Source organism: Hydrogenophaga sp., assembly GCF_030656115.1.
In the GTDB taxonomy this organism is placed as follows: Bacteria; Pseudomonadota; Gammaproteobacteria; order Burkholderiales; family Burkholderiaceae_C; genus Hydrogenophaga.
The window spans coordinates 140,560-165,291 of record NZ_JAUSOO010000037.1 but is presented as its reverse complement, the minus strand read 5'-3'; the positions used below and the strand labels follow the sequence as shown (position 1 = coordinate 165,291).

Annotated in this window: 26 protein-coding genes; 14 read left to right on the top strand and 12 right to left on the bottom strand. The window is 64.1% G+C overall.

Annotated features, from left to right (window positions below; all coding sequences use genetic code 11):
* Positions 1 to 11: 11 nt before the first annotated feature.
* The 4 genes from Q7J58_RS05205 to Q7J58_RS05190 form a co-directional block, all read right to left on the bottom strand.
* Complete coding sequence (locus Q7J58_RS05205; RefSeq protein WP_304824402.1) at positions 12 to 2,045, bottom strand: ATP-binding protein; 2,034 nt, start codon at positions 2,043 to 2,045, stop codon at positions 12 to 14.
* A gap of 633 nt (positions 2,046 to 2,678) precedes the next feature.
* On the bottom strand, positions 2,679 to 3,452 hold the full coding sequence (locus Q7J58_RS05200; RefSeq protein ID WP_304824399.1) for a class II aldolase/adducin family protein: 774 nt from the start codon (positions 3,450 to 3,452) through the stop codon (positions 2,679 to 2,681).
* 143 nt (positions 3,453 to 3,595) lie between these two features.
* Complete coding sequence (locus Q7J58_RS05195) at positions 3,596 to 3,787, bottom strand: DUF2892 domain-containing protein (protein ID WP_304824396.1); 192 nt, start codon at positions 3,785 to 3,787, stop codon at positions 3,596 to 3,598.
* A gap of 126 nt (positions 3,788 to 3,913) precedes the next feature.
* The gene (locus Q7J58_RS05190; protein WP_304824393.1) at positions 3,914 to 4,567 is read right to left on the bottom strand and encodes a Crp/Fnr family transcriptional regulator; all 654 of its coding nucleotides are present in this window, start codon (positions 4,565 to 4,567) and stop codon (positions 3,914 to 3,916) included.
* Positions 4,568 to 4,694: 127 nt separating this feature from the next.
* Between Q7J58_RS05190 and Q7J58_RS05185 the strand changes: the two genes are divergently transcribed.
* The 3 genes from Q7J58_RS05185 to Q7J58_RS05175 are packed head-to-tail and all read left to right on the top strand — an operon-like array spanning position 4,695 to position 6,458.
* Entirely contained in the window at positions 4,695 to 5,252 is a 558-nt protein-coding gene (locus tag Q7J58_RS05185; protein ID WP_304824390.1) for a cytochrome b, read from the top strand.
* Positions 5,253 to 5,276: 24 nt separating this feature from the next.
* Positions 5,277 to 5,840 carry a YceI family protein gene (locus Q7J58_RS05180; RefSeq protein WP_304824387.1) on the top strand — a complete coding sequence of 188 codons (564 nt, stop codon included), beginning with the start codon at positions 5,277 to 5,279 and terminating at the stop codon, positions 5,838 to 5,840.
* Between the two features lie 51 nt (positions 5,841 to 5,891).
* Entirely contained in the window at positions 5,892 to 6,458 is a 567-nt protein-coding gene (locus Q7J58_RS05175; protein ID WP_304824384.1) for a YceI family protein, read from the top strand.
* Positions 6,459 to 6,535: 77 nt separating this feature from the next.
* Here Q7J58_RS05175 and Q7J58_RS05170 read toward each other — a convergent pair whose 3' ends face one another.
* The gene (locus Q7J58_RS05170; RefSeq protein WP_304824382.1) at positions 6,536 to 6,790 is read right to left on the bottom strand and encodes a YkgJ family cysteine cluster protein; all 255 of its coding nucleotides are present in this window, start codon (positions 6,788 to 6,790) and stop codon (positions 6,536 to 6,538) included.
* 6 nt (positions 6,791 to 6,796) lie between these two features.
* Positions 6,797 to 7,387, bottom strand: a complete 591-nt coding sequence (locus Q7J58_RS05165) for an NAD(P)H-dependent oxidoreductase (protein WP_304824379.1) — start codon at positions 7,385 to 7,387, stop codon at positions 6,797 to 6,799.
* Between the two features lie 274 nt (positions 7,388 to 7,661).
* On the opposite strand from Q7J58_RS05165, the gene mnmG reads away from it, so the two are divergent.
* The 6 genes from mnmG (at position 7,662) to Q7J58_RS05135 (ending at position 13,284) form a co-directional block, all read left to right on the top strand.
* Positions 7,662 to 9,635, top strand: a complete 1,974-nt coding sequence (gene mnmG, locus Q7J58_RS05160; protein WP_304824377.1) for a tRNA uridine-5-carboxymethylaminomethyl(34) synthesis enzyme MnmG — start codon at positions 7,662 to 7,664, stop codon at positions 9,633 to 9,635.
* On the top strand, positions 9,632 to 10,291 hold the full coding sequence (gene rsmG, locus Q7J58_RS05155) for a 16S rRNA (guanine(527)-N(7))-methyltransferase RsmG (RefSeq protein WP_304824374.1): 660 nt from the start codon (positions 9,632 to 9,634) through the stop codon (positions 10,289 to 10,291). The genes mnmG and rsmG overlap by 4 nt, the downstream gene beginning before the upstream one ends.
* Before the next feature lie 79 nt (positions 10,292 to 10,370).
* A complete protein-coding gene (locus Q7J58_RS05150) occupies positions 10,371 to 10,985 on the top strand; it encodes a LysE family transporter (RefSeq protein ID WP_304824372.1) in 615 nt (204 codons plus the stop codon).
* Between the two features lie 21 nt (positions 10,986 to 11,006).
* Positions 11,007 to 11,807 (top strand): AAA family ATPase, encoded by an 801-nt coding sequence (locus Q7J58_RS05145; RefSeq protein ID WP_304824369.1) that lies wholly within the window; start codon positions 11,007 to 11,009, stop codon positions 11,805 to 11,807.
* Positions 11,804 to 12,343, top strand: coding sequence for an alpha/beta hydrolase (locus tag Q7J58_RS05140; protein ID WP_304824366.1), 540 nt, complete (start codon positions 11,804 to 11,806; stop codon positions 12,341 to 12,343). The genes Q7J58_RS05145 and Q7J58_RS05140 overlap by 4 nt, the downstream gene beginning before the upstream one ends.
* A gap of 11 nt (positions 12,344 to 12,354) precedes the next feature.
* Positions 12,355 to 13,284, top strand: coding sequence for a ParB/RepB/Spo0J family partition protein (locus Q7J58_RS05135; protein ID WP_304824363.1), 930 nt, complete (start codon positions 12,355 to 12,357; stop codon positions 13,282 to 13,284).
* Between the two features lie 53 nt (positions 13,285 to 13,337).
* On the opposite strand, the gene Q7J58_RS05130 is transcribed toward Q7J58_RS05135, so the two are convergent.
* Together Q7J58_RS05130 and Q7J58_RS05125 are read right to left on the bottom strand one after the other, a co-directional pair.
* A complete protein-coding gene (locus Q7J58_RS05130) occupies positions 13,338 to 14,459 on the bottom strand; it encodes a hypothetical protein (RefSeq protein WP_304824360.1) in 1,122 nt (373 codons plus the stop codon).
* Positions 14,460 to 14,466: 7 nt separating this feature from the next.
* The gene (locus Q7J58_RS05125; RefSeq protein WP_304824357.1) at positions 14,467 to 15,453 is read right to left on the bottom strand and encodes a hypothetical protein; all 987 of its coding nucleotides are present in this window, start codon (positions 15,451 to 15,453) and stop codon (positions 14,467 to 14,469) included.
* Between the two features lie 161 nt (positions 15,454 to 15,614).
* Here Q7J58_RS05125 and Q7J58_RS05120 point away from each other — a divergent pair, with 161 nt between their 5' ends.
* Positions 15,615 to 16,289 (top strand): response regulator transcription factor, encoded by a 675-nt coding sequence (locus Q7J58_RS05120; RefSeq protein WP_304824354.1) that lies wholly within the window; start codon positions 15,615 to 15,617, stop codon positions 16,287 to 16,289.
* Between the two features lie 16 nt (positions 16,290 to 16,305).
* Here the strand turns inward: Q7J58_RS05120 and Q7J58_RS05115 are convergent, their stop codons facing one another.
* A complete protein-coding gene (locus tag Q7J58_RS05115; protein ID WP_304824352.1) occupies positions 16,306 to 18,159 on the bottom strand; it encodes an ATP-binding protein in 1,854 nt (617 codons plus the stop codon).
* Between the two features lie 12 nt (positions 18,160 to 18,171).
* Positions 18,172 to 19,608 carry an FAD-linked oxidase C-terminal domain-containing protein gene (locus tag Q7J58_RS05110; protein ID WP_304824349.1) on the bottom strand — a complete coding sequence of 479 codons (1,437 nt, stop codon included), beginning with the start codon at positions 19,606 to 19,608 and terminating at the stop codon, positions 18,172 to 18,174.
* A gap of 189 nt (positions 19,609 to 19,797) precedes the next feature.
* Here Q7J58_RS05110 and Q7J58_RS05105 point away from each other — a divergent pair, with 189 nt between their 5' ends.
* From Q7J58_RS05105 to Q7J58_RS05095, 3 genes are all read left to right on the top strand, one after another.
* Positions 19,798 to 20,358, top strand: a complete 561-nt coding sequence (locus Q7J58_RS05105; protein ID WP_304824346.1) for a cob(I)yrinic acid a,c-diamide adenosyltransferase — start codon at positions 19,798 to 19,800, stop codon at positions 20,356 to 20,358.
* On the top strand, positions 20,355 to 20,690 hold the full coding sequence (locus Q7J58_RS05100; protein WP_304824343.1) for a hypothetical protein: 336 nt from the start codon (positions 20,355 to 20,357) through the stop codon (positions 20,688 to 20,690). The genes Q7J58_RS05105 and Q7J58_RS05100 overlap by 4 nt, the downstream gene beginning before the upstream one ends.
* Positions 20,691 to 20,897: 207 nt before the next feature.
* Entirely contained in the window at positions 20,898 to 21,320 is a 423-nt protein-coding gene (locus tag Q7J58_RS05095) for a universal stress protein (RefSeq protein WP_304824341.1), read from the top strand.
* Between the two features lie 35 nt (positions 21,321 to 21,355).
* Here Q7J58_RS05095 and Q7J58_RS05090 read toward each other — a convergent pair whose 3' ends face one another.
* On the bottom strand, positions 21,356 to 22,003 hold the full coding sequence (locus Q7J58_RS05090) for a TetR/AcrR family transcriptional regulator (RefSeq protein WP_304824338.1): 648 nt from the start codon (positions 22,001 to 22,003) through the stop codon (positions 21,356 to 21,358).
* Positions 22,004 to 22,198: 195 nt separating this feature from the next.
* Positions 22,199 to 23,116, bottom strand: a complete 918-nt coding sequence (locus tag Q7J58_RS05085) for a LysR family transcriptional regulator ArgP (protein ID WP_304824335.1) — start codon at positions 23,114 to 23,116, stop codon at positions 22,199 to 22,201.
* Between the two features lie 197 nt (positions 23,117 to 23,313).
* Between Q7J58_RS05085 and Q7J58_RS05080 the strand changes: the two genes are divergently transcribed.
* Complete coding sequence (locus tag Q7J58_RS05080; RefSeq protein WP_304824332.1) at positions 23,314 to 24,672, top strand: D-amino acid dehydrogenase; 1,359 nt, start codon at positions 23,314 to 23,316, stop codon at positions 24,670 to 24,672.
* Positions 24,673 to 24,732 lie beyond the last annotated feature (60 nt).

Genomic DNA, 24,732 nt, shown 5'->3' with positions numbered 1-24,732 from the left:
TGAATGCTCGCTCAGGCCAGGACGATGCCGAACTCGGTGCCCTGTCCCGGTGTGGAATGCAGCCGCAGCCTCGCACCCAATTGGCTGACCGCTTGTTGAACCACGTCCAGGCCAACCCCTCGCCCAGCGTGGGATCCACCGGGCGCAGCGGTGGAAAAACCGGGTTTGAAGATGTGACCCATGATCTGCCGTTCTGAGAACTGGTCAAGTTGCTCGGGCTTGTACCAGCCCAAGTCCAGCAGGCGCTGGCGGATTGCAGATGGTTGCAGGCCCTTGCCATCGTCGCGCACACGCAATTCCAATTCGTCTGTGTCGCGCCGCACCAGCGAGAGGGTGACCAAGCCAATCTCTGCTTTGCCGGCTGCGATCCGCTCGGCCGGTGTCTCTATGCCGTGGGCCACGGCGTTGCGCACCAGTTGAATAGCCAGCGACACCAACTCTGGATCCTGGGCACGGGGGTGTGCCAGCCCCCCGTCTTCCAGCACCAGGCGTGTGCGCACCTGCTTGCCCAGATCCGCCGCGGCGCGGTGGGCCAGTTCAAGTACCCGGGACAGAGCGGTTGGAATCTCTGGTGAGGATGGGCCCACAGACGTTTCCATGGTCGCTGTTGTGGCGGGGTGTGCCTGTGCAACCAGTTTGAAAGCACCCACTTTCTCCAGCAGCCCCTCCAGGGCCAGTGGCAGGTGTACCAGCGCTTCGCCGCTCAACTTGTCGAGGTTGCGCAGCCGCTGCAACTCGTCTTCCAGGCTGTGTGCCATGCTGGCGAGCAGTTCCATGTCGAGTGCGGCGGCATCGCCCTTGAAGGTGTGGATCAGGCGAAAAACACTGTCCATCGTTTTGCGTGTTTTCACGCTGTCTTGCTGTTCCGAGAGCGAGCGCAGCAGATCATTGACCTGCAGCAACTGCGCCTCGGCGCGCGAGACAAAGCTGCGCAGCGCACCCGCGTCGGTCCGAAGCGCTTGAACCAAGGAGGAGAACTCCTGGCGAGCGCGGGAGCGCTCGGCATCCAGTTGCCGTTCGAGCGCAATGCGGGGGGTAATGTCCTGCATGGTCACCAGCAGGTGGCGAACCTGGCCACCATCGATCACGCGACTGAAAGAGAAAGACAAAAACTTGCGCTCCTCAAGCCCCAGTGCATTGGTGGCCCTGACTTCGACGCAGGTCAGCGGGTTGACACCCTGAACCAGGTTTTCGCGCACATGCGGCAAAAACAGCAATTCCATGTAGTCGCGCGCATCGTTCAGGTCTTTCTCGAACAGCAAAGGGCCCAGCAGGTCAAGCAGCCGGTCCCCTGAACGGGGTTCTTTGCCCAGCAACGTGCCCACCGAGCGGGAAATCTGTGTGCCCAGCGTGAAGTCCGGTTGCAGCAAAAACAAACCCTCGCGCACGGTGCCCAAAATCTCTCGATTTTCTTCGTTGACCGCCAGGATCGACGCGTCAGCGCGGCGCAGACTGCTCAGGAATTTGTAGAGGATGTAGGCAAAATTGATGAGCGCCAGCAGGATGCCGGCGGCTTGCACCGTACGCAGAAAGTTGGCGCGTTCGGTGGCGTTCTTTTCCAGCGCAGTGGTGAGGTCGTTCATTAACCCCAGCAGCTTGACGTTGCTGGCGCGCGCATAGGCCACGGCTTCGGCCAGTTCTCTCAGTGTCTCGCGCCCTTCCAGCACCGGGGCCAGTGCGCGTCGGTAGGGCTTCCACAGCGTCAGCGCAGCATCAACCGCTTGGCGCGCAGCGTCGCCGGTTGCGGGCTGTAGGTACACCCTTTTACCGTCGCCGCCAGGTACGGTGTCACCGACTTCAAAACCTTTCAGAGTCTGCTCAAACAGGCCCACGGCCAGCTTGAACTCTTCGCGCGCTGCTGTGGTGTCACGCCCATCGCGAAGTTCGATGTCCACCGTCAGCAGCGCTTTGGTCATCCGCTGCGACAGCATGCGCTGGCGCCCCGAAAGATTCACCCCGATGGCGTCCTCGCTGATCTTGAATGATGTGTAAAAGTTGAGCACCAGCACGCCAAGATCGATCACGATGAACAACGTAACCGCCAAGATAATCACTCGGTAGCGTTGCCAGAAACCGCGCGATACCGGTGGGCTCGGTGCGTGAGCTTGAGTGGTAGGTAATTGCATTGCCATGGTTGCCATGGACTCACTCCTTGTAAAACGAAGCGCGAGATGGCTGCATTTTTGACAAGCATCAAAGCAGAAAACGTGCCATAGGTGTATTCACCAAGTGGCACTGCGTCTGTCAAATGGGTGACGCAGGGGTGCTTTATGGCGACAGAAATTGCAATAGCACATCGCTATTCCGGGTATCAGGCGGAAACTTCACCTTGATGCGTCTTTATGCACAAGGACAGTGCATGCACCTTTGATGCGCACCATATACGGGTTTTTGCCGTGTATTGAGCGCGCAAAGGCGCGCACATCCCATGACCGGCTGGAAACACCCATAAATGATCGAAGCATCGGCTTGGTTGTTGGCCCCCGAGCGGCTTGCCCTGGTCGCCCACTTCAACGACCGTCTTGACGGAGGAAGGGTGCCTTTGCATTGGGCGTGCCGGAAGGCAAGGCCGGGCGCGGCGTTCAGCGACGACCATCCCAACGCCAGAAACCGCCTGCAGGTCGTTGCCCCGTTTCCTGCGCCGTTCCAGCGGCCGTTTCTGGTGTCCCGTCAGGGGTTCAGTTGGCGTAGCCCGGGTCCAGGCGCTCGACCTTGCGCAGCAGCGCGGGCCACGCCAGTTGGGCGCCTTGGCCGGCGGTGGCGACGCGCATCACGTCCGCCATGCCGGCCAGGATGGTGGGGTTTACCGGCACCAGTTCACCGCCCCCGGCCTGCGCGTCGATCTGGATGCGGCAGGTGTTCTCCAGCGTGTACATGGCCAGAAACGCCTCGGCAATGGTTTGACCGACGGTGAGCATGCCGTGGTTGCGCAGCACCAGGTAGCTGGCCTGGCCCAGGTCGGCCTGCAGCCGGGGCTTTTCTTCGGGGCGAAAGGCCACGCCTTCGTAGTCATGGTACGCCAGCGAAGCGAGTACAAACGTACTTTGCTGGCTGAGGGGCAAAATACCGCCTTTTTGGGCGCTCACGCCCACGCCCGCGCGCGTGTGGGTGTGCAGCACACAGCCCACTTCGGGGCGGGCTTCGTGCACCGCGCTGTGAATCACAAACCCGGCCGGGTTCACGGGGAACGGGCTGTCGATGAGCTTGTTGCAGGCCATGTCGACCTTCACCAGGCTGCTGGCGGTGATCTCATCGAACATCAGCCCGTAGGGGTTGATGAGGAACTGGTGTGCGCCACCCGTCACGCTGTCGGGCAGTTTGGCGCTGATGTGGGTGAACACCAGGTCGCTCCAGCCGTAGGCGGCCACCAGCCGGTAGCAGGCGGCGAGGTCGCAGCGCAACGCCCATTCGTCGGGGTGGACCGCGTTTTTGAGGGAAGGGATGTTGAGCATGCCGTGTCTCCTGAATGCGCGTTGATGGATGGCACGCATTGGACGGCGAGGCCCGGCTGCGGCCTGTCCCAGGCACGACAGAAGACACCACCCCGCACGGTTCGGGTGAGCGGTGCGGGGTTCTCGGCTGCTGGGCAGCGGGGTTACTTCTTCATTGAGCAGGTGTTGAAACCCAGCAGCGCGTAAGGCGGGCACCAGCCCATGATGCCGGTGAGCAGCGGGACCACGCCCACGTAGCCCCACAGGCCCACGCTGTCGGTGGCGGCTGCGGCGATGAGGGCCAGGCCCACGACGATGCGGATGGTGCGGTCGATACCGCCGACGTTTTTGGTCATGCAATTGCTCCAGTCAAAGCCAAGAAAAATGAAACCAGCCCAGCGGGGTGTTGCCGCTTCAAGGCATGACGCTATTGAACTGGCTTGTGGGCGCAGGGTCTGTGACCTGCGTCACAAAGCGGTGGTTCAGCGCGTGGGCAGGGCGGCGATGTTGCGCAGGGCGCTGCTGTCGCAAATGGTGATGCATTCGCGCGAGAGTTCCACCCAGCCATCGCGTTCAAAGCGGTGCAGCAGCCGGGTGACGATTTCGCGCACGGTGCCCAGTTCGTCGGCCAGTGCCTGGTGGGTGGCGCGCACCTGTTGGCCGTGGCCGAGCAGGGTGGCTGCCAGGCGGCTGTCGAGCCGCTGGAAGGCCACGGCCTCAATCAGTGTGGTCAGGTCGGTCATGCGCAAGGCGAACAAGCCCAGCACGAAGTTGCGAAACGTGGGGTCGGCCATCGCGGTCTGGAAGTCGGGCGCCGACAGCAGGGTCAGGGTGGTGTCGGTGGTGGTCACCCCGTGGGCGGTGAGGGGTTGCCCGGCGAACAGTCCGGCGGAAGACACCAGGCACATCTCGCCCGGCTGAACCCGGTAGAGTTCCAGTTCGCGGCCGTTGGCGGCGCTGCGCGACACGCGCACCTCACCCTGGAGCACCATGGGGAAACCCTGGCAGGTGTCGTGTTCGCGAAAAAGGGGGGTGCCCGCAGGCACACGCACCGCGTGCAGCCGCACGAGCAGTTCCGGCAGCGAACCCATGGCCGGGTAAAGCGCCAGCACATTCTGGGTATCGGTGTCGGGCATGGGTGCATTGTAGGAGCGTGAAATGCCGCCAGATTCGAATCGTTGGCCTTAGTTCATTCAAATTTTTTGGACTCAGGCTTCAAGCCGTTTGACACCGTGACCCTGGGTGCTTGCCTACACTGCAGGCATGTTTGAAGCGCCCATTTCCCGTTACCACCCCGTGGCTGTGGCCTTGCACTGGTTGCTCGGCGTGGCGCTGATCGCCATTTTTTCGCTCGGCCTGTACATGGCCGATCTGCCGTTTTCGCCCCAGCGCCTGCGGTACTACAGCTGGCACAAATGGGCCGGGGTGACAGTGCTGGTGCTGTCGTTCGTGCGCCTGTTCTGGCGCCTCACACACCGCCCACCGGCTTTGCCGGTGGCCATTGAGCGGGCCATGCCCGCCTGGCAGCGCATGGCCCACCACGCCACGCACCACGGTTTGTATGGGCTGTTTTTTGCCGTGCCTTTGCTGGGCTGGGCCTACAGCTCGGCGGCGGGTTTTCCCCTCGTCTGGTTCGGTGTGGTGCCGTTGCCCGACTTTGTGCCGGTGAGTGAGGCGCTGGCCGATGTGCTCAAGCCACTGCACAAATATTCGGCCTTGGCCATGGCTGCGTTGGTTGTGCTGCATGTGGCGGGCGCGCTGAAGCACCAACTGGTGGACCGCGATGGTTTGCTGCAACGCATGGGCGTTGGGCGCAACTGATTTCTCATCTTCCGGATCTATCTTATGAACGCACGTTTTTTGTCTTTGACCCTGTCCGCTGTGTTTTTGTTGCCGCTGGCTGTTCAGGCCCAGCAAGCGCTGGTGCCCGCGCAGAGCGACATTGTGTTTGTCAGCCGCCAGATGGGCGTGCCGGTGGAAGGCAAGTTCAAGACCTTCAGTGCCCAGGTGGCGTTCGACCCGGCCCAGCTGGCCAGCAGCAAAATCGCCTTCACGGTGGACACCGGCAGCGCCGACATCAGCCGCGAAGCCAATGCCGAGCTGCCCAAGGCCACCTGGTTCAACGTGGCCGCCTTCCCCAAAGCCACGTTCCAGTCCAGCAGCATCAAGCGTGTGAATGCCAACCAGTTTGAAGTGACCGGCAAGCTGAGCATCAAAGGGTTGAGCAGCGATGTGGTGGTGCCTGTGACGCTGACCCAAAACGGCACCCTCACCACAGCCACCGGCGCTTTCCCCATCAAGCGCCTGGCGTTTCGCATTGGCGAGAAGGAGTGGGCCGACACCTCCATGGTGGCCGATGAGGTGCAAGTCAAATTCAAGATGGCGCTCACCGGTGTGCCCAAGCTCTGAGCCGTTTTTCCTTTTTTTCACCCAAACCCACCCCAACCGAGGATTTCACCCATGCGCAAAACCCTGACCCTGCTGGCCGCAGCCGCCACCCTGTCCACCGGCGCTTTCGCCGCCGACTACGCGATCGACCCGACGCACACCTTTGCCACGTTCGAGATTGGCCACTTTGGCGCCAGCGTGAACCGCGGCCGTTTTGACAAGAAGGACGGCAAGATCACGTTCGACAAAGCCGCCAAGACCGGCAGCGTGGACATCAGCTTCGACGTGGCTTCGGTGAACACCGGCACCGCCGGCTTTGACAAGCACCTGCAGAGCCCCGACATTCTGGACGCCGCCAAATACCCCAAGGCCCGTTTTGTGTCCAGCAAGTTTCTGTTTGATGGCGACAAGGTCAGCTCGGTGGAAGGTCAGTTGACGCTGCTGGACAAAACCCAGCCCGTGACGCTCAAGGCCAACCAGTTCAACTGTTTCCAGAGCCCGATGCTCAAGCGCGAAGTGTGCGGCGGCGACTTTGAGGCCACCATCGACCGCACCGCGTTCGGCGTGAACTACGGCGTGGACTGGGGTTTCCCGAAAAACGTGCGTCTGGTGCTGCAGGTGGAAGCCGTCAAGCAGTAACCGTCCGCACAATTTCAGCGCGGGGTTGCGTCCCGGCGCTGTTTCACATGAAAAAGGCCCGATCGCTCGGGCCTTTTTCATGGGCGTGTGGCTTGCTCCAGCCGGTGTAAAAACCGCATGGCGTGCTCCCGGTTGTCGCCACACATGTCCGCGCTGGGCCGCAGCGACGAGCACACCGCCGGCCGCTCGGGCTGGCCAAACAGCATGCAGCGCAGCGCGCCGTCCAGGTGAGGGCAGGGCACGCCAGCCGCTTTGCCCCTGGGCCAGCCCGGCATGGGGCTGCTGATGGACGGTGCGGTGCAGCAGGCGGCGCAGCCGGGGCGGCAGTCCAAGGCCGCTCAGCCCTGGAACTTGCGGGCCGCCCAGAGCACCTGGTCCACCACGCCGTGCAAGGCGGTGCGCTGCGATTCGAGCGACAGCTGGCCGCTCGGGTCGAACGCCTCAAACGCCTTGGGCAGGGCGAACTGCCTGGGTGCCACCCAGCACTGCAGGTTCATCAGAACCGGGGCCAGGTGGGCCAGGCCGCGCAGACCGCCCAGGGCGCCGGGCGAGGCGCTGAGCAAACCCACCACCTTGCCGGCAAAGGCTTTGCTGCCGTTGCCCCAGTCGGGGTCGCCCTTGATCGGGCTGGACACCCAGTCGATGGTGTTTTTCAGCAGCGCCGTCATGCTGCCGTTGTATTCGGGTGCCGCCACCAGCCAGGCCGGGTGGGCGTGGAAAATTTCCTTCAGCCGCACCACGTCGCGCGGTGTGCCCTGGGCTTCCAGGTCGGCGTTGTACAGCGGCACGTCGAAGTCGGCCAGGTCCAGCCGGGTGACCTGTGCGCCTTCGGCCTGGGCCATGTCGGCGGCCGTGGCGGCGAGCTGGCGGTTGTAAGACTGGGCGCGTGTGCTGCCCGCAAAAACGAGGAGGGGGATGGGGTTGCTCATGCCTCCATTGTGGCGCAAGCACTTGTTCGAATGCGCTGCGTCGGCCGCCACTGCGGTCGTGGTTGATCCGCGACCGTGGGCTGTGCCCACCCGGTGTACCGCACGGTTTTGGCAGGCGTCACCCAGGCAAAGATGGGAGAATCGGCGGCTGCCCATCCGGTTGCCGTTGGACGCCAACCGCGTGAACGCCGCGCGGGCAGCCGGTGTTTCACGTGAAACACCACATTTTTGTATTGTTGGGCGCTGTCTTTGGGCTGCGCTCCGGAGTCTTCACATGTTGTACCCCCAAGAATTTGATGTCATCGTCGTGGGCGGCGGCCACGCCGGTACCGAGGCCGCCTTGGCCGCTGCGCGCATGGGCTGCCGCACGCTGCTGCTGACCCACAACATCGAAACGCTGGGACAGATGAGCTGCAACCCCAGCATCGGTGGCATTGGCAAGGGCCATTTGGTGAAAGAGGTGGACGCGCTGGGCGGCGCCATGGCGCTGGCCACCGACGAAGGGGGCATCCAGTTCCGCATTTTGAACAGCAGCAAAGGCCCGGCGGTGCGCGCCACACGCGCCCAGGCCGACCGCATTTTGTACAAGGCCGCCATCCGCCGCATGCTGGAAAACCAGCCCAACCTGTGGCTGTTCCAGCAGGCGGTGGACGATTTGATGGTGGAGGGTGATCGCGTGGTGGGTGCTGTCACGCAGGTGGGCATCAAGTTTCGCAGCCGCACGGTGGTGTTGACGGCGGGCACCTTTCTGGACGGCAAGATCCATGTGGGGCTGAACAACTACGCCGCCGGCCGCGCCGGTGACCCGCCTGCGGTGTCTTTGTCGGCGCGTTTGAAAGAGTTGAAGCTGCCCCAAGGGCGCTTGAAAACCGGCACACCGCCGCGCCTGGATGGCCGCAGCATCGACTACAGCCAATGCACCGAACAGCCCGGCGACGGTGTGGCCGGCGGCATGAACCCCGACAAGCCGGTGCCGGTGTTCAGCTTCATGGGCGGGGCGGTGGCGCACCCGCAGCAGGTGCCGTGCTGGATCACGCACACCAACACGCGCACGCACGACATCATTCGCTCGGGCTTTGACCGCAGCCCCATGTTCACCGGCAAGATCGAGGGTGTGGGCCCGCGCTACTGCCCGAGTGTGGAAGACAAGATCAACCGCTTTGCCGACAAAGACAGCCACCAGATTTTTCTGGAGCCCGAGGGTTTGACCACGCACGAGGTCTACCCCAATGGCATCTCCACCAGCCTGCCGATTGACATCCAGTACGCCCTGGTGCGCAGCATGCCGGGGCTGGAAAACGCGCACATCTTGCGCCCCGGCTACGCCATTGAATACGACTACTTCGATCCACGTTCCCTCAAGAACAGCTTTGAGACCAAACAGATTCAGGGTCTGTTCTTTGCGGGCCAGATCAACGGCACCACCGGCTACGAAGAGGCCGCCGCACAAGGCCTGTTCGCCGGGCTCAACGCCGCACTGCAGTGCAAGGGTGAAGCGCCCTGGCTGCCCCGGCGCGACGAGGCCTACCTGGGCGTGCTGGTGGACGACCTGGTGACGCAGGGCGTGACCGAGCCTTACCGCATGTTCACCAGCCGGGCCGAGTTCCGCCTGCAGCTGCGCGAAGACAACGCCGACATGCGCCTGACCGAAGCCGGGCGCCGCATGGGCCTGGTGGACGATGCGCGCTGGGACGCCTTCAGCCGCAAGCGCGACGCTGTTGTGCGTGAAACCGAGCGACTGAAATCCACCTGGGTGAACCCGCGCAACCTGCCGCCGGTCGAGAGCGAACGGGTCTTGGGCAAGGCGATTGAGCACGAACACAACCTGTTTGACCTGTTGCGCCGGCCGGGTGTGGGCTATGCCGCGCTGATGGCGATGAACGACCGGCAGCACCACCACCCGGATGTTTCACGTGAAACGCTGGGTGATCTGCACGACGCCGTGATCGAGCAGGTGGAGATTGCCGCCAAGTATTCGGGCTACATTGACCGGCAAAAGACCGAGGTGGAGCGGGCCTCGCACTATGAAGACTTGAGACTGCCGGCCGATCTGGACTACTTGCAGGTGGCGGCCTTGTCGTTTGAAGCCCGTCAAAAACTGGCCAAGCACCGGCCTGAAACGCTGGGCCAGGCATCGCGCATTTCGGGCATCACACCCGCCAGCATTTCGCTGTTGCTGATCCACCTGAAAAAAGGCGGCTTTCGGGGCTTTGCCACCGTGCCTGCAAACGCCGGGGTGTCGGCATGAGCCGCGCGGTGTTGCTCTCAGGGGTGCAGGCGCTGGGCTTGTCGCTCAGCGAGGCGCAGGTGGCGCTGCTGCTGGACTACCTGGCCTTGCTGCAAAAGTGGAACAAGGTCTACAACCTCACCGCCGTGCGCGACCCCGCCGAGATGATGACGCACCACCTGCTGGACAGCCTCTCGGCCATACCGCCGCTGCTGCGCCAGACCGGCGGGCAACCCCTTCGGCTGCTGGATGTGGGTTCGGGCGGTGGCCTGCCCGGTGTGGTCATTGCCGTCACCTGTCCGCACATCCACGTGAGCTGCGTGGACACGGTCGGCAAAAAAGCCGCCTTCATTCAGCAGGCGGCGGCGACCTTGAAGCTGCCCAACCTGCGCGGTGTGCACGCCCGGGTGGAAAGCCTGAAGGCAGAAGAGGGTGGTGGTTTTGATGTGATCTGCTCGCGCGCCTTTGCCTCGTTGGTGGACTTCGTGAGCTGGTCACGCCCGGCCCTGAAACCCGGCGCGGTGTGGATGGCGATGAAGGGCAAGCACCCCACGGAGGAGCTGCTGGCCTTGCAACACACCGCAACCTGGGCCGAGGTGTTTCACGTGGAACACCTGCAGGTGCCCGGGCTGGAAGCAGAGCGCTGCATCGTCTGGTTGCGCGAGCGCACCGCTTGAACCGTTGGCGCTGCGGCGTGCCGCGCAACGGCACAACCGGCCTCACGTAAACTCACCCCCTCTACTTAGGGGGTTTTCCATGTTTGGCATTGCTGATTACGGCGCCTTCGTTGTCGCCATCGTTCTGTTTCTGGCCATTCCCGGCCCCGGCAACCTGGCGCTGATCACCTCGACCAGCAAAGGCGGCATTCGCGGCGGACTGGCGGCCACCTTCGGCGTGATGGCCGGTGACCAGGTGCTGATGTGGATGGCTGTGGCCGGCGTGGCCACCTTGCTGGCGGCCTATCCCACCGCTTTCAACGCGGTGCAGTGGCTGGGCGCTGCTTACCTGGCCTGGCTCGGCTGGAAAATGCTGAGCGCCAAGCCGGGTGGCAAGCCCGTGCTCAACATCCGTCCGCGCCAGTATTTTCAGCAAGCGCTTGCCATCACCTTGCTCAACCCCAAGGCCATCGTGTTTTACATGGCGTTCTTCCCGCTGTTTGTGGACCCCGCCAAGCACCAGGGCCTGCTGACCTTCGGTGCCATGGCCGCCACCGTGGCCCTGCTGACCTTCGCCTATGGCTTGACCGCTGTGCTGCTGACCCATTTTCTGGCCGAGCGCATGCGGGCCGCTCCCCACATCGCGCGCACGCTGGAAAAGCTCGCCGGCGTGTTCCTGATTGGCTTCGGCATCAAGCTGGCCATCTCCAAATAATTACAACCACCGGTACCCGTCATGGCCAAAATTTTCTGCGTTGCCAACCAGAAGGGTGGCGTCGGCAAGACCACCACCACCGTCAACCTGGCGGCCGGTCTGGCCCAACTGGGCCAGCGCGTGCTGATGGTGGACCTGGACCCGCAGGGCAACGCCACCATGGGCTCGGGCGTGGACAAGCGCAGCCTGGCTTTGTCGGTCTACGACGTGTTGCTTGAATCGGCATCGGTGGCACAGGCCGCTGTTCGCTCGGAGAAGTGCGGTTACGACGTGCTGGGCGCCAACCGCGAACTGGCGGGGGCCGAGGTGGAGCTGGTGGGCCTGGAGCGGCGCGACCAGCGGCTCAAGACGGCGTTGGCGGCGGTAGCGACCCGCTACGACTTTGTGCTCATCGACTGCCCACCGTCCTTGAGCATGCTCACGCTCAACGGCCTGTGTTCGGCCAACGGCGTCATCGTGCCCATGCAGTGCGAGTACTTTGCCCTGGAGGGTTTGACCGATCTGGTCAACACCATCAAGCAAGTGCACGCCAACCTCAACAAAGATCTGCAAATCATCGGTTTGTTGCGTGTCATGTTCGACCCACGCATCACCCTGCAGTCCCAGGTGAGCGACCAGCTCAAGGCCCATTTTGGCGACAAGGTGTTCGACAGCGTGATCCCGCGCAACGTGCGCCTGGCCGAGGCGCCCAGCTACGGCCTACCGGGCGTGGTGTTCGATCCGTTGGCCAAAGGCAGCCAGGCTTTTGTGGCTTTTGCCCAAGAAATGGTGGCGCGCAGCAGCGGCGCTGCAAGCCCTGTTTCACGTGAAACACAGGCATGAATCCTGACAACACACTCATCTTGCCCGGCTGGCAGAACAGCGGGCCAGACCACTGGCAAAGCCGCTGGGAGGCCCTGCACGGTTACCGCCGAGTGGACCAGCACGACTGGATGCAGCCGCGTCGGGGCGACTGGATTGCGCGGCTGGAGGACGTGATTCTGAGCACCGAAGGGCCGGTGGTGCTGGTGGCGCACAGCCTGGGCTGCATCCTCACCGCGGCGTGGGCGCAGGTGTCGCGCAGCACCGACCGCGTGCAGGGCGCGCTGCTGGTGGCGCCGGGCGATGCCGAGCGCGACGAACTGCGCCCGGTGCTGCCCAGCTGGTCGCCCATCGTGCGCCAGCGTCTGCCGTTTCCCAGCGTGCTGGTGGGCAGCCGCAACGACCCGTATTGCCGCTTCGAGCGTGCACAAGGCCTGGCCCACGACTGGGGTTCGCGCTTCATCGACCTGGGCGAGCGCGGCCACATCAATGCCGAGTCGGGCCTGGGTGACTGGCCCGAGGGCCATGCCTGGCTGCTTGAACTGATGAACCCATAAAGAAAGACACCATGGTCACCAAAAAACCCAAAGGTCTCGGCCGTGGACTCGAAGCCCTGCTGGGCCCCAAAGTGGCCGAAGCCGCTTCGCCCGAGGCGCAGGAAACCGAGCGCAACCAAACCCCCACCACACTGGCGCTGACCGAGCTGGTGCCCGGCGTGTACCAGCCGCGCACCCGCATGGACGAAGGTGCGTTGTACGAACTGGCCGAAAGCATCAAGACGCAGGGCATCATGCAGCCCATTCTGGTGCGCAAGCTGGCCGACGGCCCGAACGCCGGCAAGTTCGAGATCATCGCGGGGGAGCGCCGTTTTCGGGCTTCCAAACTGGCCGGGCTGGACAGCGTGCCGGTGCTGGTGCGCGACGTGCCCGACGAGTCCGCCGCCGTCATGGCGCTGATCGAGAACATCCAGCGCGAAGACCTGAACCCGCTGGAAGAAGCCCAAGGCTTGCAGCGCCTGGTGAAAGAATTTGGACACACCCACGAACAGGCCGCGCAGGCCGTGGGCCGCTCACGCAGCGCCGCCAGCAACCTGCTGCGCCTGCTGCAACTGGCCGATCCGGTGCAGACCATGCTGATGGCGGGCGACCTGGACATGGGCCATGCCCGCGCGCTGCTGGTGCTGGACAAAGCCACCCAGATCACGGCGGGCAACCAGATTGCGGCCAAAAAAATGTCGGTGCGCGAGGCTGAGAGCCTGGTGAAAAAACTGGGAGCCGAATTTTCGCTGGCACCCCAGAAGCCGAGACAAGAGAAATCCCGCGATGTGAAAAGGGTGGAGGAGGAACTGGCCGACCTGCTGATGGCGGACGTGGAGGTGCGGGTGAAAAAGCGTGTCAAGCGCCATGGCCGCTTGGAAGACATGGGCGAAATCGCCATCCAGTTTGGCTCGCTGGAAGCGCTCAACGGCCTGATTGACAGGCTGCGCGGCGGGCACTGATTGGCTGAGCACCGAGGCCCTGTGGCAGGGCCTCGGTGCTTGGGTTCAGCCGCTCAGCGGGCCGCTCCGATCTGCGCTGCCCAGGTGTCCAGCACAGCACCCATGGTGCTGCTTGCAGCGGCTTGGTATTGCACCGGATCCACTGCAACTTCGTAGCGTTTGTCCTTGCGTCCACCGCCCAGACCACCCAGCAGGCCAACCACCTGCATGGCGGTTTGGAATGCGGCAACACCTGTGTGGGTCGTGTCGGTCACGCCGATCAGCCCGCTGTTCGCCGGCTGCAGCGTGTGCTTGAGGGTCATCACGGGCATTTTGTCGAAACTGAAGGTGGGGGTGGTCCAAACCGTTCCGCCTCCCGGTTTGGGCTTTTCCTCCAGACCCTTGGGCACCATGGCCCGCAGGCTGGATTCTTCGGTGAGCATGATGCCGGGCTCGGCCCCCACGGAGGCGGTGCTGGAGAAAAAACCGCCCGAAGTTTCCATCTGAACGAAATCCATCACCAGCGTGACCTTGAGCAGGCCCACCTGCTCGGGTCCGGCCACACCAGCTTCTGCGTACTCGACAGAATCCCAACCGATGCCCGAGAGGGACACCCCAAAACCCATGTGCTGACGCAGCGGGTCTGACACGCCAAAGTACAACGGCAGGCCCTTGGCACTGAACAGCTTGTATTCCTTGCTCTGGCCTCTGCCTTGGCCCCGCTTGAGCTCGACCGGGGCCGGAACCGCCACACCCGCCATGCGTTCGCGGGCGGCGGCCGGCAGGCCCTCAAAAGGCACGACGGTGAGGCCCCGTGCCTGCAAGGACTGGCCGAACCGCTCGTAGGCGCTGTCGGTGATGGACTGCATCAAGGCCTCGTCCACCCCCGCCAGCACATAGCGGCCGTGCATCGATGCGCTGCCCGATCCGGAACCAATGCCCCCAGAGGCCGACGCCGATCCCACGCCCTGGGTGGCGAACATCACGCGAAATTGCGCAATGCCCACCTGGCGAAGTTCGCGCAGGCCGTCAACCTGCTCGGTGTTGAGCCAAGCCTCGGCGGCTTGTGCCGGGTTCGTGTTGGCCAGGGCCGCATCGAAGGCGGTCGCGGGCGCTGTCTGTGCCCAGGTTGGTGCGGTGGGCAGACCCAGCCAAGGCAGGGCCGCGGTGCTGACAAGAAGGTGGCGGCGCTTCATGGCCGGCTTACCGGTTGTAGGTGTACTTGATCGAATAAGGCAGCGACAGCTGCACCGGCACCGTGGTGGTCAAGGTGGCGGACACCTGCCCCACATTGTTGGCAAACGAACAACTGTTGATGGTCATCGAACCACCGTTGCTGCTGAACCCGCTGAACGTCGCGTCGTTGCTCAGTCCACCGCAGAATTCACCCTGGTTGGCAGGGGCGGGAACGCCATTGACCGTGACTGTCGTTGCGGCGGCGCCCGCAATGGAGACTTCCACCGTCAAGGAGCCGCTGCCGCCCGAGGGGGGTGGTGTGGTGGATCCTCCCTGAGCCGCCGTTGAAAAGGCCGCTCCAAAGCCGGTGAACGCCGAGTAGCTTCCGGTTTGTGCCGCGCTCAGCAGTTCGGCGTGGGTTTTTGAGGTGTCGGCCAGTGCGGTTTTCAGGGCCTCCAGCAGCTGGTCAACGGCATCGCCTGGTTCGGCTTTGAATGCGGTGGTGATGGGGTTCACCGAGCCCAGCGTGCTGGTGATGCCCAGCCCGGTGGCGATGCTGCTCAAGGCGGTTTCGACGGCACTGGCGTTGATGTTGGTGAACACGGGTGAGCCAAACCAAGTTTGTGGAGCGGCGCCTGCCAGTTGGGCGACGATCAGGTCGGTCAGTGGCGTGACGTTGACGGTGCCCAACGACACGGCAATGGAATGGTAGGGCGTGGTGTTGGCGCTGCCGCTGATGCTGCCACCGCTCACCTGGACGGCGCAGGGCAGCGTTTGCCCGGCAAAAGACACCTGCCATGCGCCGGTGGTGCTGGTGGTGGTGTTCAGTGCAGTGCCGCCGGCGCATTGGACGGCAATGGCACCGTTGGCAATGGGTGCACCCACAGCCGCCACGCCGGAGAGCGATGCCGCAGGCATGGGGTCGCCGCCACCGCCACAGCCGGCCAGAAAGGCGGCCATGGTCAGGGTGCCCCACATCCAACGAGAGGGTGCGCGAAAAACGGGTGTGCTCATGGTGTCTGCTCCAGAAAATAGATCGGGGCCACGGTGGCCTGGGGCTATTGTGGAAACGGGCACCGCGCCCGGGTACCCCCAAAACCAGGGTCCCCCCCCGTTCAAGGGGGGTGGTGCGGGGGATGCGTTGGGGGTGCGGGTCACTGGCCTACACTGTGCTGATGCCGACCACCCTGTTTGAGCGTGCTTTGATCGTTGAGGACCTCGATGAGCCCAGGCAGTGGCTCGCGGAGCTGTTGCCGCGCGCGTTGTCCAGCGTTCGAACGGTGGATTGCGCAGACTCGGTGGCGAGTGCTCGCCAATGCATGGCGACCTACGCTTATGGCTTGGCGCTGGTGGACTGGGGGCTGCCCGATGGCCACGGCGGTCAGCTGATTGAGGAACTGGTCGCCGCCCGCCCGGGAGCGGTGGTGATCGTGGCCACCATCCACGACGACGATGCCCATGTGTTTCCGGCCCTGCGTGCGGGGGCTTCGGGCTATATTTTGAAGTCGCAGCCAGCGCAGGTGGTGGTGGCCCAGTTGCACCGCATCGAGCAAGGCGAACCGGCGCTCTCGCCCTCCATCGCGGCCCGGGTGCTGCAGCATTTCCGAAACGATCCATCGCCCGAGCCACCCGACGTGGCAGCCACCGAGTCTGCGAGGCGCTTGTCTGAACGAGAAGTGGACGTGTTGCGCTTGATTGCCAAGGGCTACAAGGCCACCGAAGTGGCCCAGCTGCTGGGCCTGAGCAGCCACACGGTGACCGGTTACGTGCGCGACATTTACCGCAAGCTGGGTATTTCGTCGCGCGCCGAGGCCACGCTGGAAGCCGCCCGCCGTGGTTTGGTGAGCTGACGCCGACCTGTTGAGATCAAGGCATCAAAGGCGTGGTGTTTGACGCCTCGCATGTCGAACCCGACAGAGGAAGACTCAGCAGGACCCGCACGCCGCCGCTCGCTGCGTTGTCCACCGAGAGCGTACCCCCCAGGGTTTCTGCACGCTGCACCATGTGGCGCAGGCCGCGACCGCCCGAAGCAGGCCGCACGGCCACCAAACCCCGGCCGTCGTCGCGGACTTCCAGCACCAGGGCCCGGTGGGGAGAACCTTCGAGCCAGGCCCGCACGGTGATGTGTTGCGCCTCGGCGTGCTTGACCGTGTTCGTTACCGCCTCCTGCAGCACACGCATGACCTGCAGGGTGGCGTTGCTGCCCAATTCGAGCTGTTCGAGATCGTGCCCAACCTCCCAGCGCAAGTTCAGCCCGATGGCTTCCAGCCGGGAATCCCAGCGGTTGCGCCAGGTGGCCAGCGCGCGGTGCAGGCTTTGGCCCAGATCGCCCGCATCCATCAGCAGGCGCAACTCGTCCAAACCTTCTTGCAGCGTTTGCGCCACCCGCTCTTTGCTCAGCGTACCCCGCTCAACGCCGCGCAGGGCCGTGATCAGCTGTGCACCCACGCCGTCGTGGATTTCTCGGTTGAGCCACGCCCGTTCTTGTGCCCGCGCGCTGGCGCGTTCGCTGGCACGCAGCATCGCGTAGCTTTGCTCCAATTCCAGGGCTTTGGCCTGGATGTTGCGCTCCAGTTCCGCGTTGGTGTGTTCTGCGCGGTTGAGCTGTTTGACCTGAAAAATCGAGACCACGACCACGTGGCTCAGCAGCAGCAGGGTGAAACCGACGTTGAGAAAAGCCCAGTTCGCGGGTGAGGCGTAGCCGATCACCATGCCCATGTCGTGCACAGACCCGGCCAGCAACGCACCCAGACCCAGTGCCAACAGCCCAGGGCTCAGACTCCCCTGGCGCCAGCGCTGCAGCAGGAACACCAGCACCGCAAACAGCACCGCGAACCCACTCGCGAAGGCCAAAGCACGCACCAGTTGGGCGCCTTGCTCCAGCACCAGCGTCACCACAAAGGCCAGGCTGATGGCCAGGCAAAGCGCGGCAATCGTGCGCAGGCGCCGCACTGTGGTGCCCTGAAACCCATGCAGCCACGAGGCGGCCAGGCTGCAACTGGTGAGCAACACCAGCCAGGGGTTGAGTTGCTCAACAACCAGTGGTGCGAAGGGGTATGCGAAAAACTGGTAAGTAACGCCGCGCACCACCCAGGCCAGGCAGGCAACGGCAAACCACAGGGCTGCACGGTCCTGGCGCCTGTAAAACCACACCAGCATGGCGAGCAAACCTGCCATACCAATCATGGTGCTGGAGAAGCTGTTGAAGTCCGTGATCACGAGCTGACTCAAGGCTCGGGATTCCAGCATGGCCACCTGGGGGCCCACGCTGACGCGGATCAGGCCGCTGCCCATGTAGACCAGGTCGACAATCTCGATCACCAGTTCACGGGCACCCTGCGGCAACTGGAACAGCGCGGGTATGCGGCCGTTGTAAACCTGCGACCCCACGAGGGTCACGGGGTCGATGGGCTGAACCGGCTTGCCGTCAATCCAGGCCCGGTAGGGGCCGCCCATGCGGAACACCCACAAGCCCCAGTCGGCACCCGCAGGGCATGCATCCAGCTGCATGCGGTAGCGGATTTGCGTGCCCTGGCGGCGCCATGCCAACGCCAGCGAATCTTCCGGTGCAACGGTCGACTGGTTCAGCACCTGGCCCGCACGCAGCACGGTGCGCTCGGCTTGCCGGATTTCGGTGGCCTGCTGGCAGGCGGGCTCTGCGACACTGGCTTGAGCGCCCAGGCTGAGCAGGAGGCACCACCAGACGATCCAGGGTCGCATGCCCCAGCACCCTTACAGCGCGAAGATCTTGCCCGGGTTCAGAATGTTGTGCGGGTCCAGCGCGCGTTTGATGGTGCGCATCATGTCCACCGCGCCGCTGCCGGCTTCGGTGAGCAAAAAGTCCATTTTGTGCAGGCCCACACCGTGTTCGCCGGTGCAGGTGCCTTCCAGGCGCAGCGCGCGCGCCACCAGCTGGTGGTTCAGCACCTCGGCCTGCTCGCGTTCTTCGGGTTTGGTCGGGTCGATCAGGTAGCCAAAGTGGAAGTTGCCGTCGCCCACGTGGCCGACCAAAAAGTACGGGATGCCGCTGGCGTCGGCCTCGGCCACGGAGTCGAGCAGGCAGTCGGCCAGGCGGCTGATGGGCACGCAGGTGTCGGTGGACACGGCGCGGCAGCCCGGCTTGCTCTGGATGGCGGCAAAGTAGGCGTTGTGCCGGGCGGTCCACAGGCGGGTGCGCTCTTCGGGCGTGGTGGCCCATTCGAAGGCCCCGTTTTCACTGTTCGCGCCGAACTCGCTGGCAATCTCCTGCACCGTTTCGGCCTGCTCTTTCACGCTGGCCGGTGAGCCGTGGAATTCCATCAGCAGCATGTGTTCTTCGCGCAGGCCGAGCTTGCTGTGCGCGTTCACCATGCGCACCGTGCCGGCGTCGATCAGCTCGCAGCGCGCAATCGGAATGCCCATCTGGATCACCTGGATGGTGGTGCGCACGGCGGCTTCGATGCTGGGAAACGAGCAGGTGGCGGCTGAGATGGCCTCGGGCAGGGGGTAGAGCTTGAGCGTGACCTCGGTCATGATGCCCAGCGTGCCTTCGCTGCCCACCATCAGGCGCGTCAGGTCGTAGCCCGCGCTGCTTTTTTTGGCGCGGGTGCCGGTGCGAATCACTTCGCCGCTGGCGGTGACCACCTCCAGCGCCAACACGTTTTCGCGCATGGTGCCGTAGCGCACGGCGTTGGTGCCGCTGGCGCGCGTGGCGGCCATGCCGCCGATGGAGGCGTCGGCGCCCGGGTCGATCGGGAAGAACAGCCCTTCGCTTTTCACCGCTTCGTTCACCGCCTTGCGCGTCACGCCGGGCTGCACCGTCACCGTCAGGTCTTCGGCGTTGATGGACAGCACCGCGTTCATGCGGCCCACGTCGATGCTGATGCCGCCTTGCACCGCGAGCAAATGCCCTTCCAGCGAAGAACCCACGCCGAACGGAATCACCGGCACCTTGTACAACGCGGCGAGTTTCACCGCGTCGGCCACATCTTGTGTGCTCTGGGCAAACACCACGGCGGCGGGCGGCGGCACGTCGTACACCGACTCGTCGCGCCCGTGCTGCTCGCGCACCGCCAGCGCGGTGGAACACTGCGCGCCGAAGCGGGCTTGCAACGCGCTCATCAGCTCGGCGGGTACCTCGCGCGGCTGGATATGGGGAACCAGGTGGGTCAGTTCGGTGGGGGCGTTCATGGGGTGTCTCCTGCGTGGCGGGTCTCAACAAGGCGCCAGTTTACGCCGCAGTACCCAGCCGCAGCGTGCCGTCTCTGTCGCTGGCGGGCGTGCTGTGGATGTGCGCGCGCGAAGCCCCTGAGCCCAGCGCAGGCCCACCATTCCCGCACAATGCGGTTTTGTCTGCACACCCGCTACCAAGGACCATTCATGGGCAACCGACTGACACAAATTGCCACCCGCACCGGCGACGCTGGCACCACCGGGCTGGGAGACAACACCCGCGTCTCCAAAAACAGCCTGCGCGTGCATGCCATGGGCGAGGTGGACGAGCTCAATTCCCACATCGGCGTGCTGTTGTGCGAAGACATGGCGCCCGACGTGCGCACGCTGCTGGTGGAGATTCAGCACCAGCTCTTCAATCTGGGCGGCGAGCTGTCCATTCCAGGTTTTGAGCTGCTCAAGCCCGAGGCCGTGCTGGCCCTGGACGACGCGCTGGCCACCTACAACGAGCAACTGCCGCGCCTGCAGGAATTCATCTTGCCCGCCGGCACCCGCGCCGCCGCCCTGGCCCATGTGTGCCGCACCGTGGCCCGCCGCGCCGAGCGCGCTGTGGTGGCGCTGGGCAATGAAGAAGCCATCCAGGAAACCCCACGGCAGTACCTCAACCGCCTGAGCGACCTGATGTTTGTGCTGGCCCGCGTGCTCAACCGCATGAACGGCGGTGACGACGTGTACTGGAAAAGCGAGCGCATGGCGCAAGCGCAGTGAAACGCCCCACCGCCGCCCTGGTGGCCGTGCTGCTGGTCAGCAGCGGGACCGCCGCCGCACAACCGGCCCTGAGCACCACCACCCTGGTGTGCGAAGCGGTGTACCTGCCCGCGCGCACCGCCTGGACGCGCACCGTGACCGTGGGCTACGACCAGCGCCGCGTGCGCTCGGTGCACATCGACGGTGTACCGGTCTACACCTTCGCCGTTCGCGAGACGGTGATCCTGACCGCGCTGGACAACGAGCGTATCCAGATCGACACCGCCAGCCAGACCTGGACCAGCGACTTTCGCGGCCTGGCCACGGCGCAAGGGCGTTGCGAACGGGGTTGAGCGAAAGACCCGCAGCCTCTCAGCGCGGCACGGGCATGGTGCAACGGACGGTCAGCTTTGTCAGCGGCCAACCCCTCCCGATAGCCATTGGGGCACCACCCTGACCAAACCGCAAACACGTTCCAGGGACACGGTTGCGCAAGGTCAAATAGACCGCTGTCTCAGGTCTTACACTCAAGTTTGATCAACCTTTTACGGAGACTTCAAATGAAGATTTTGCTCGCGGTCGATGGCAGCAAGTACACCAAGAAAATGCTGGCTTATTTGGCCACGCACGACGAAGTGTTCAGCGCCAAGAACGAATTCACCTTGTTCACCGCCCAAATACCGCTGCCACCGCGTGCACGCGCTGCGGTGGGCAGCGACATTGCCAATGGCTATTACACAGACGAAGTGGAAAAAGTCACCGCCCCGGTGGTCAAATTCCTGAAACGCCACAGCATCGAAGCCCAGGTGCTCAGCAAGGTGGGTGCACCGGGTGAACTGATCGCTAAAACGGCCGAGGCCGGCAAGTTCGATCTGGTGATGATGGGCTCTCACGGGCACAGTGCCCTGGGCAACCTGGTCATGGGTTCGGTGGCCACCCAGGTTATTGCGCACTGCAAGGTGCCCGTGCTGCTGGTGCGGTGAGCGTGCCACCCGCGCCGCTTTGCCGGCGCGCGAGATCAACGGATTCTCAACCCGTCAAAGCAGGTGCTCAGCACCATGTCGATGATTTGCTCGGTGCTGTAAAGGCCGGTGCCTTTCAGAAACCCCAACACCGGGTCGCAGGCGCGGGCGTACAAGGTGTAGAGCACCGCAATGGGCGGTAACGCCGGGTTCAGGCTGCCATTGGCTTGCGCCGCTGTGATCCAGGCGCCCATGCGCTCGCTCACGTCCATGAGCCCATCAACATAGGCCTTGTTGGTGGTCAGCGCGGCCCGCAGGCTGGAGTTCTCACTCGGCAACGAGGGCATTTCACCCGCCAGTTGAACCTCCATGGTCCAGCGGGCCACTGCACGCAGTTGGTCGATGGGCTGCAGTTCGCTGGCTGGGTGCTCCAGGCTGTCCAGAAACGCACACGCGCGCTGCATCACCCGCACCATGGCTGCCGCAGCCAGGTCTTCCTTGCTGGGAAAGTGCTTGTACAGGCTGGCCTTGGCAATGCCCACCTCGGCCGCCACCTCGTCCACCGTCATGGCCTCAAAGCCTTTTTCGGCCAGCAGGCGGTTCACCGCCGAGATGATGGCGTCTTCGCGGGCGATGTGCATCTGCTCGCGAAAACTGCGCTTCGGGGTGGCTTGTGGAGGAGATTTGAGGGCAGCACTGACCATGGGAAACCTTGTTGTGGTCGGGAGATTTTGCCCGATTTCGACGGTGACGTGGAAAACCACACCGAAAGGTATGCGTGCATACCGATGGGTATTTTTGATCCTGGAAACCCGTCGCCGTCTGAACCTCCCCAGCGCTGCCGGGCCCGCCTACGGCGCAGGGCTGGGGGGTGACAAACCGTGTGCGATCGCCGCCTCTCAGCGGGCCGCGCGCAAACTCTGGGCAGCGGCACAGCGCAAGGCGTTGCTGAGTGCGTCGAGCACGTCCGAACTGAGGTTCCAGCAGTGCCAGTGCAGGGCCACACCCAGGCGGTGGCGGGGCGTCAGGTTCACCAGCTCACCGCTGGCCAGCAGATCGCGCACCCGCAGCTCGGGCAACACGCTCACGCCCCAGCCCGCCTGCACCGCGCGCACCTGGCCTTCGCTGGAGGGCACAAACAGCTGCTTGAGCATGATGCGCGGCAGGCCAAACGCCTGCGACACAAAGCCGTGCTGCAGGTTGTCCTTGCGGTTGAAGGCCACGAACGGCAGCTTGTGAAAGTTGTGCGCGCTCAGGCCTTTGGGGCAGTGGGTGGCGGCGTAGTCGGCCTGCGCCACCGCCACATAGTCCATGGTGCCCAGCGGCTCCATCTTGCAGCCGCGCAGCGCCTGCCCCAGCGAGGTGACGCAGCCCAGCACCTGGCCTTCGCGCAGCCACTCGTGGGTGAATTCCTGGTCGTCGGTGATGATCTCAATGGGCAGGCCGCCCTGCGCCAGCGTGTTCAGCGCGGGCAGGGCCCAGGTGGCGATGCTGTCGGCGTTGATGGCCACCGAAATGCGCTCTTCTTCGCGGCCACTGCCGGTGGAGCTGGGCGCGAGTTCCTTGAGGTCTTTTTCCAGGTCGGCGCGCAGCAGCCGCATCATCTTGGCGTGCTTGAGCATGAGCTGCCCGGCCGAGGTGGGCTTGAGCGGGCGGCTGCGCACGATGAGCACCGTGCCCACCTGCGCTTCCAGGGCGCGCAGGCGCTGCGACACCGCCGACTGGGTGATGGACAGGCGCTGCGCAGCGCGCTCAAAACCGCCTTCTTCAATGATGGCGGCGAGGCATTCGAGGGCGTCGGGGTCAAAGGTGCTCATGGGGTGGGTGGCACTGGGTTGAAGGGGTTGTGCCCTGCCGCCGGGGTCGGGCTGCAAGGGCGCTGTGGCTGCGCACAGGGGGTGGTATATGCATAAGCCAATCTGATGCAAGAAATTTTAAGTTAATTCCACTTCACTTGAAGCCGGGTTTTTCCCATACTGCGAACCTGTTTCTTTCACTTTTTTCGGAGCGGGTCATGCAAGTCACGGTATTGGGCGCGGGCATCATCGGGGTCAGCACGGCGTGGCATTTGCTGCAGCGCGGTCACAGCGTCACGCTGGTGGACCGACAACCCGACGCGGCACTGGAAACCAGCTTTGGCAACGCGGCGCAAATTTCGGTGAGCTACTGCGAGCCGTGGGCCAACCGCGAAGCGCCGCTGAAGGCGCTGAAGTGGATGTTTTCGGCCACCTCGCCGCTGCTGTTTCGCCCACAGATCGACCCCGCCCAATGGCGCTGGGGCTTGCAGTTTCTGGGCCAGTGCAACGACGCGGCGTTTGAACGCAACGTGGCTCAACTGGTGGCGCTGGGTTCTTACAGCCACGCGGCGCTGAAAGACGTGGTGGCCGAGACCGGCATCGAATACCACCGGCTGGAACGCGGCATTGCCCACTACTACACCGACCAGAAGTCGTTTGACGGCGCTGCAGGGGCCGCCGCCGTGATGCAGAAATTTGGTGTGAAGCGCAAAGTGATCAGCCGCGACGAGCTGCTGAAGATTGAACCCGCGCTGAACGCTTTTGCCGACCGCATCGTCGGCGGCACCTACACCCCCAGCGACGAGTCGGGCGATGCGCGCGTGTTCACCCAGCAGCTCGCCGCGCTGTGCGCCCAACGCGGCGCGCAGATGCTCTACAACCACGATGTGGAGTCCCTGGACGCCACCGGTGGCAGCGTGCAGCAGGTGCGTGTGCGCGACCGCACCACCGGCGCCGTGCGCGCCCTGAAGGCCGACGCCTATGTGGTGGCCTGCGGTTCGTACACCACACCGCTGCTCAAAAGCGTGGGTGTGCAGGTGCCCATTTACCCCGGCAAAGGCTACAGCGCCACCCTGCCGCTGCTGCAGCCCGAGAAGGCACCCCACGTCAGCATGATCGATGACCAGTTGAAGATCGCCATGTCGCGCCTGGGCAACCAGTTGCGCGTGGCCGGCACCATCGAGCTGGGCGGTTTTGACCTGTCGCTGGACACACCGCTGGCCAAAAAACGTTGCGAGATGCTGGTCAAGCGCATTGAAGAGGTGTTCCCTGGCGTGGCCGATACCCGCACGCCCGAACAAGGCGGCGACCCGCAGTTCTGGACCGGCCTGCGCCCGGCCACCCCCACCAACATACCGCTCATGGGCCGCACGAAAATGGGCAAACTGTGGGTGAACGCCGGCCACGGCACGCTGGGCTGGACGCACGGCGCGGGCTCGGGCAAGGCGCTGGCCGAACTCATCAGCGGCGAGCAACCCGCCATGGCTTTTGACTTTTACGGCATGCCGCCCCGCACCCAGGCACCCGCTGCCCGGGCGGCACGGCTGAGCCCCACGCCGCCGCCCAGCCAGGCCTGAAAAAAAATCCATGAAGGCCGGAGACTGCGTCACGCAGTCTCCGGCCTTTTTGCATCGCGG

Coding starts and splice junctions, on each gene's coding strand:
- Q7J58_RS05200 (WP_304824399.1), bottom strand. CDS start 3,452: ATGCTCAACATCCCTTCCCTCAAAAACGCGGTCCACCCCGACGAATGG.
- Q7J58_RS05195 (WP_304824396.1), bottom strand. CDS start 3,787: ATGACCAAAAACGTCGGCGGTATCGACCGCACCATCCGCATCGTCGTG.
- Q7J58_RS05190 (WP_304824393.1), bottom strand. CDS start 4,567: ATGCCCGACACCGATACCCAGAATGTGCTGGCGCTTTACCCGGCCATG.
- Q7J58_RS05185 (WP_304824390.1), top strand. CDS start 4,695: ATGTTTGAAGCGCCCATTTCCCGTTACCACCCCGTGGCTGTGGCCTTG.
- Q7J58_RS05180 (WP_304824387.1), top strand. CDS start 5,277: ATGAACGCACGTTTTTTGTCTTTGACCCTGTCCGCTGTGTTTTTGTTG.
- Q7J58_RS05175 (WP_304824384.1), top strand. CDS start 5,892: ATGCGCAAAACCCTGACCCTGCTGGCCGCAGCCGCCACCCTGTCCACC.
- Q7J58_RS05165 (WP_304824379.1), bottom strand. CDS start 7,387: ATGAGCAACCCCATCCCCCTCCTCGTTTTTGCGGGCAGCACACGCGCC.
- mnmG (WP_304824377.1), top strand. CDS start 7,662: ATGTTGTACCCCCAAGAATTTGATGTCATCGTCGTGGGCGGCGGCCAC.
- rsmG (WP_304824374.1), top strand. CDS start 9,632: ATGAGCCGCGCGGTGTTGCTCTCAGGGGTGCAGGCGCTGGGCTTGTCG.
- Q7J58_RS05150 (WP_304824372.1), top strand. CDS start 10,371: ATGTTTGGCATTGCTGATTACGGCGCCTTCGTTGTCGCCATCGTTCTG.
- Q7J58_RS05145 (WP_304824369.1), top strand. CDS start 11,007: ATGGCCAAAATTTTCTGCGTTGCCAACCAGAAGGGTGGCGTCGGCAAG.
- Q7J58_RS05140 (WP_304824366.1), top strand. CDS start 11,804: ATGAATCCTGACAACACACTCATCTTGCCCGGCTGGCAGAACAGCGGG.
- Q7J58_RS05135 (WP_304824363.1), top strand. CDS start 12,355: ATGGTCACCAAAAAACCCAAAGGTCTCGGCCGTGGACTCGAAGCCCTG.
- Q7J58_RS05130 (WP_304824360.1), bottom strand. CDS start 14,459: ATGAAGCGCCGCCACCTTCTTGTCAGCACCGCGGCCCTGCCTTGGCTG.
- Q7J58_RS05125 (WP_304824357.1), bottom strand. CDS start 15,453: ATGAGCACACCCGTTTTTCGCGCACCCTCTCGTTGGATGTGGGGCACC.
- Q7J58_RS05120 (WP_304824354.1), top strand. CDS start 15,615: ATGCCGACCACCCTGTTTGAGCGTGCTTTGATCGTTGAGGACCTCGAT.
- Q7J58_RS05115 (WP_304824352.1), bottom strand. CDS start 18,159: ATGCGACCCTGGATCGTCTGGTGGTGCCTCCTGCTCAGCCTGGGCGCT.
- Q7J58_RS05110 (WP_304824349.1), bottom strand. CDS start 19,608: ATGAACGCCCCCACCGAACTGACCCACCTGGTTCCCCATATCCAGCCG.
- Q7J58_RS05105 (WP_304824346.1), top strand. CDS start 19,798: ATGGGCAACCGACTGACACAAATTGCCACCCGCACCGGCGACGCTGGC.
- Q7J58_RS05095 (WP_304824341.1), top strand. CDS start 20,898: ATGAAGATTTTGCTCGCGGTCGATGGCAGCAAGTACACCAAGAAAATG.
- Q7J58_RS05090 (WP_304824338.1), bottom strand. CDS start 22,003: ATGGTCAGTGCTGCCCTCAAATCTCCTCCACAAGCCACCCCGAAGCGC.
- Q7J58_RS05085 (WP_304824335.1), bottom strand. CDS start 23,116: ATGAGCACCTTTGACCCCGACGCCCTCGAATGCCTCGCCGCCATCATT.
- Q7J58_RS05080 (WP_304824332.1), top strand. CDS start 23,314: ATGCAAGTCACGGTATTGGGCGCGGGCATCATCGGGGTCAGCACGGCG.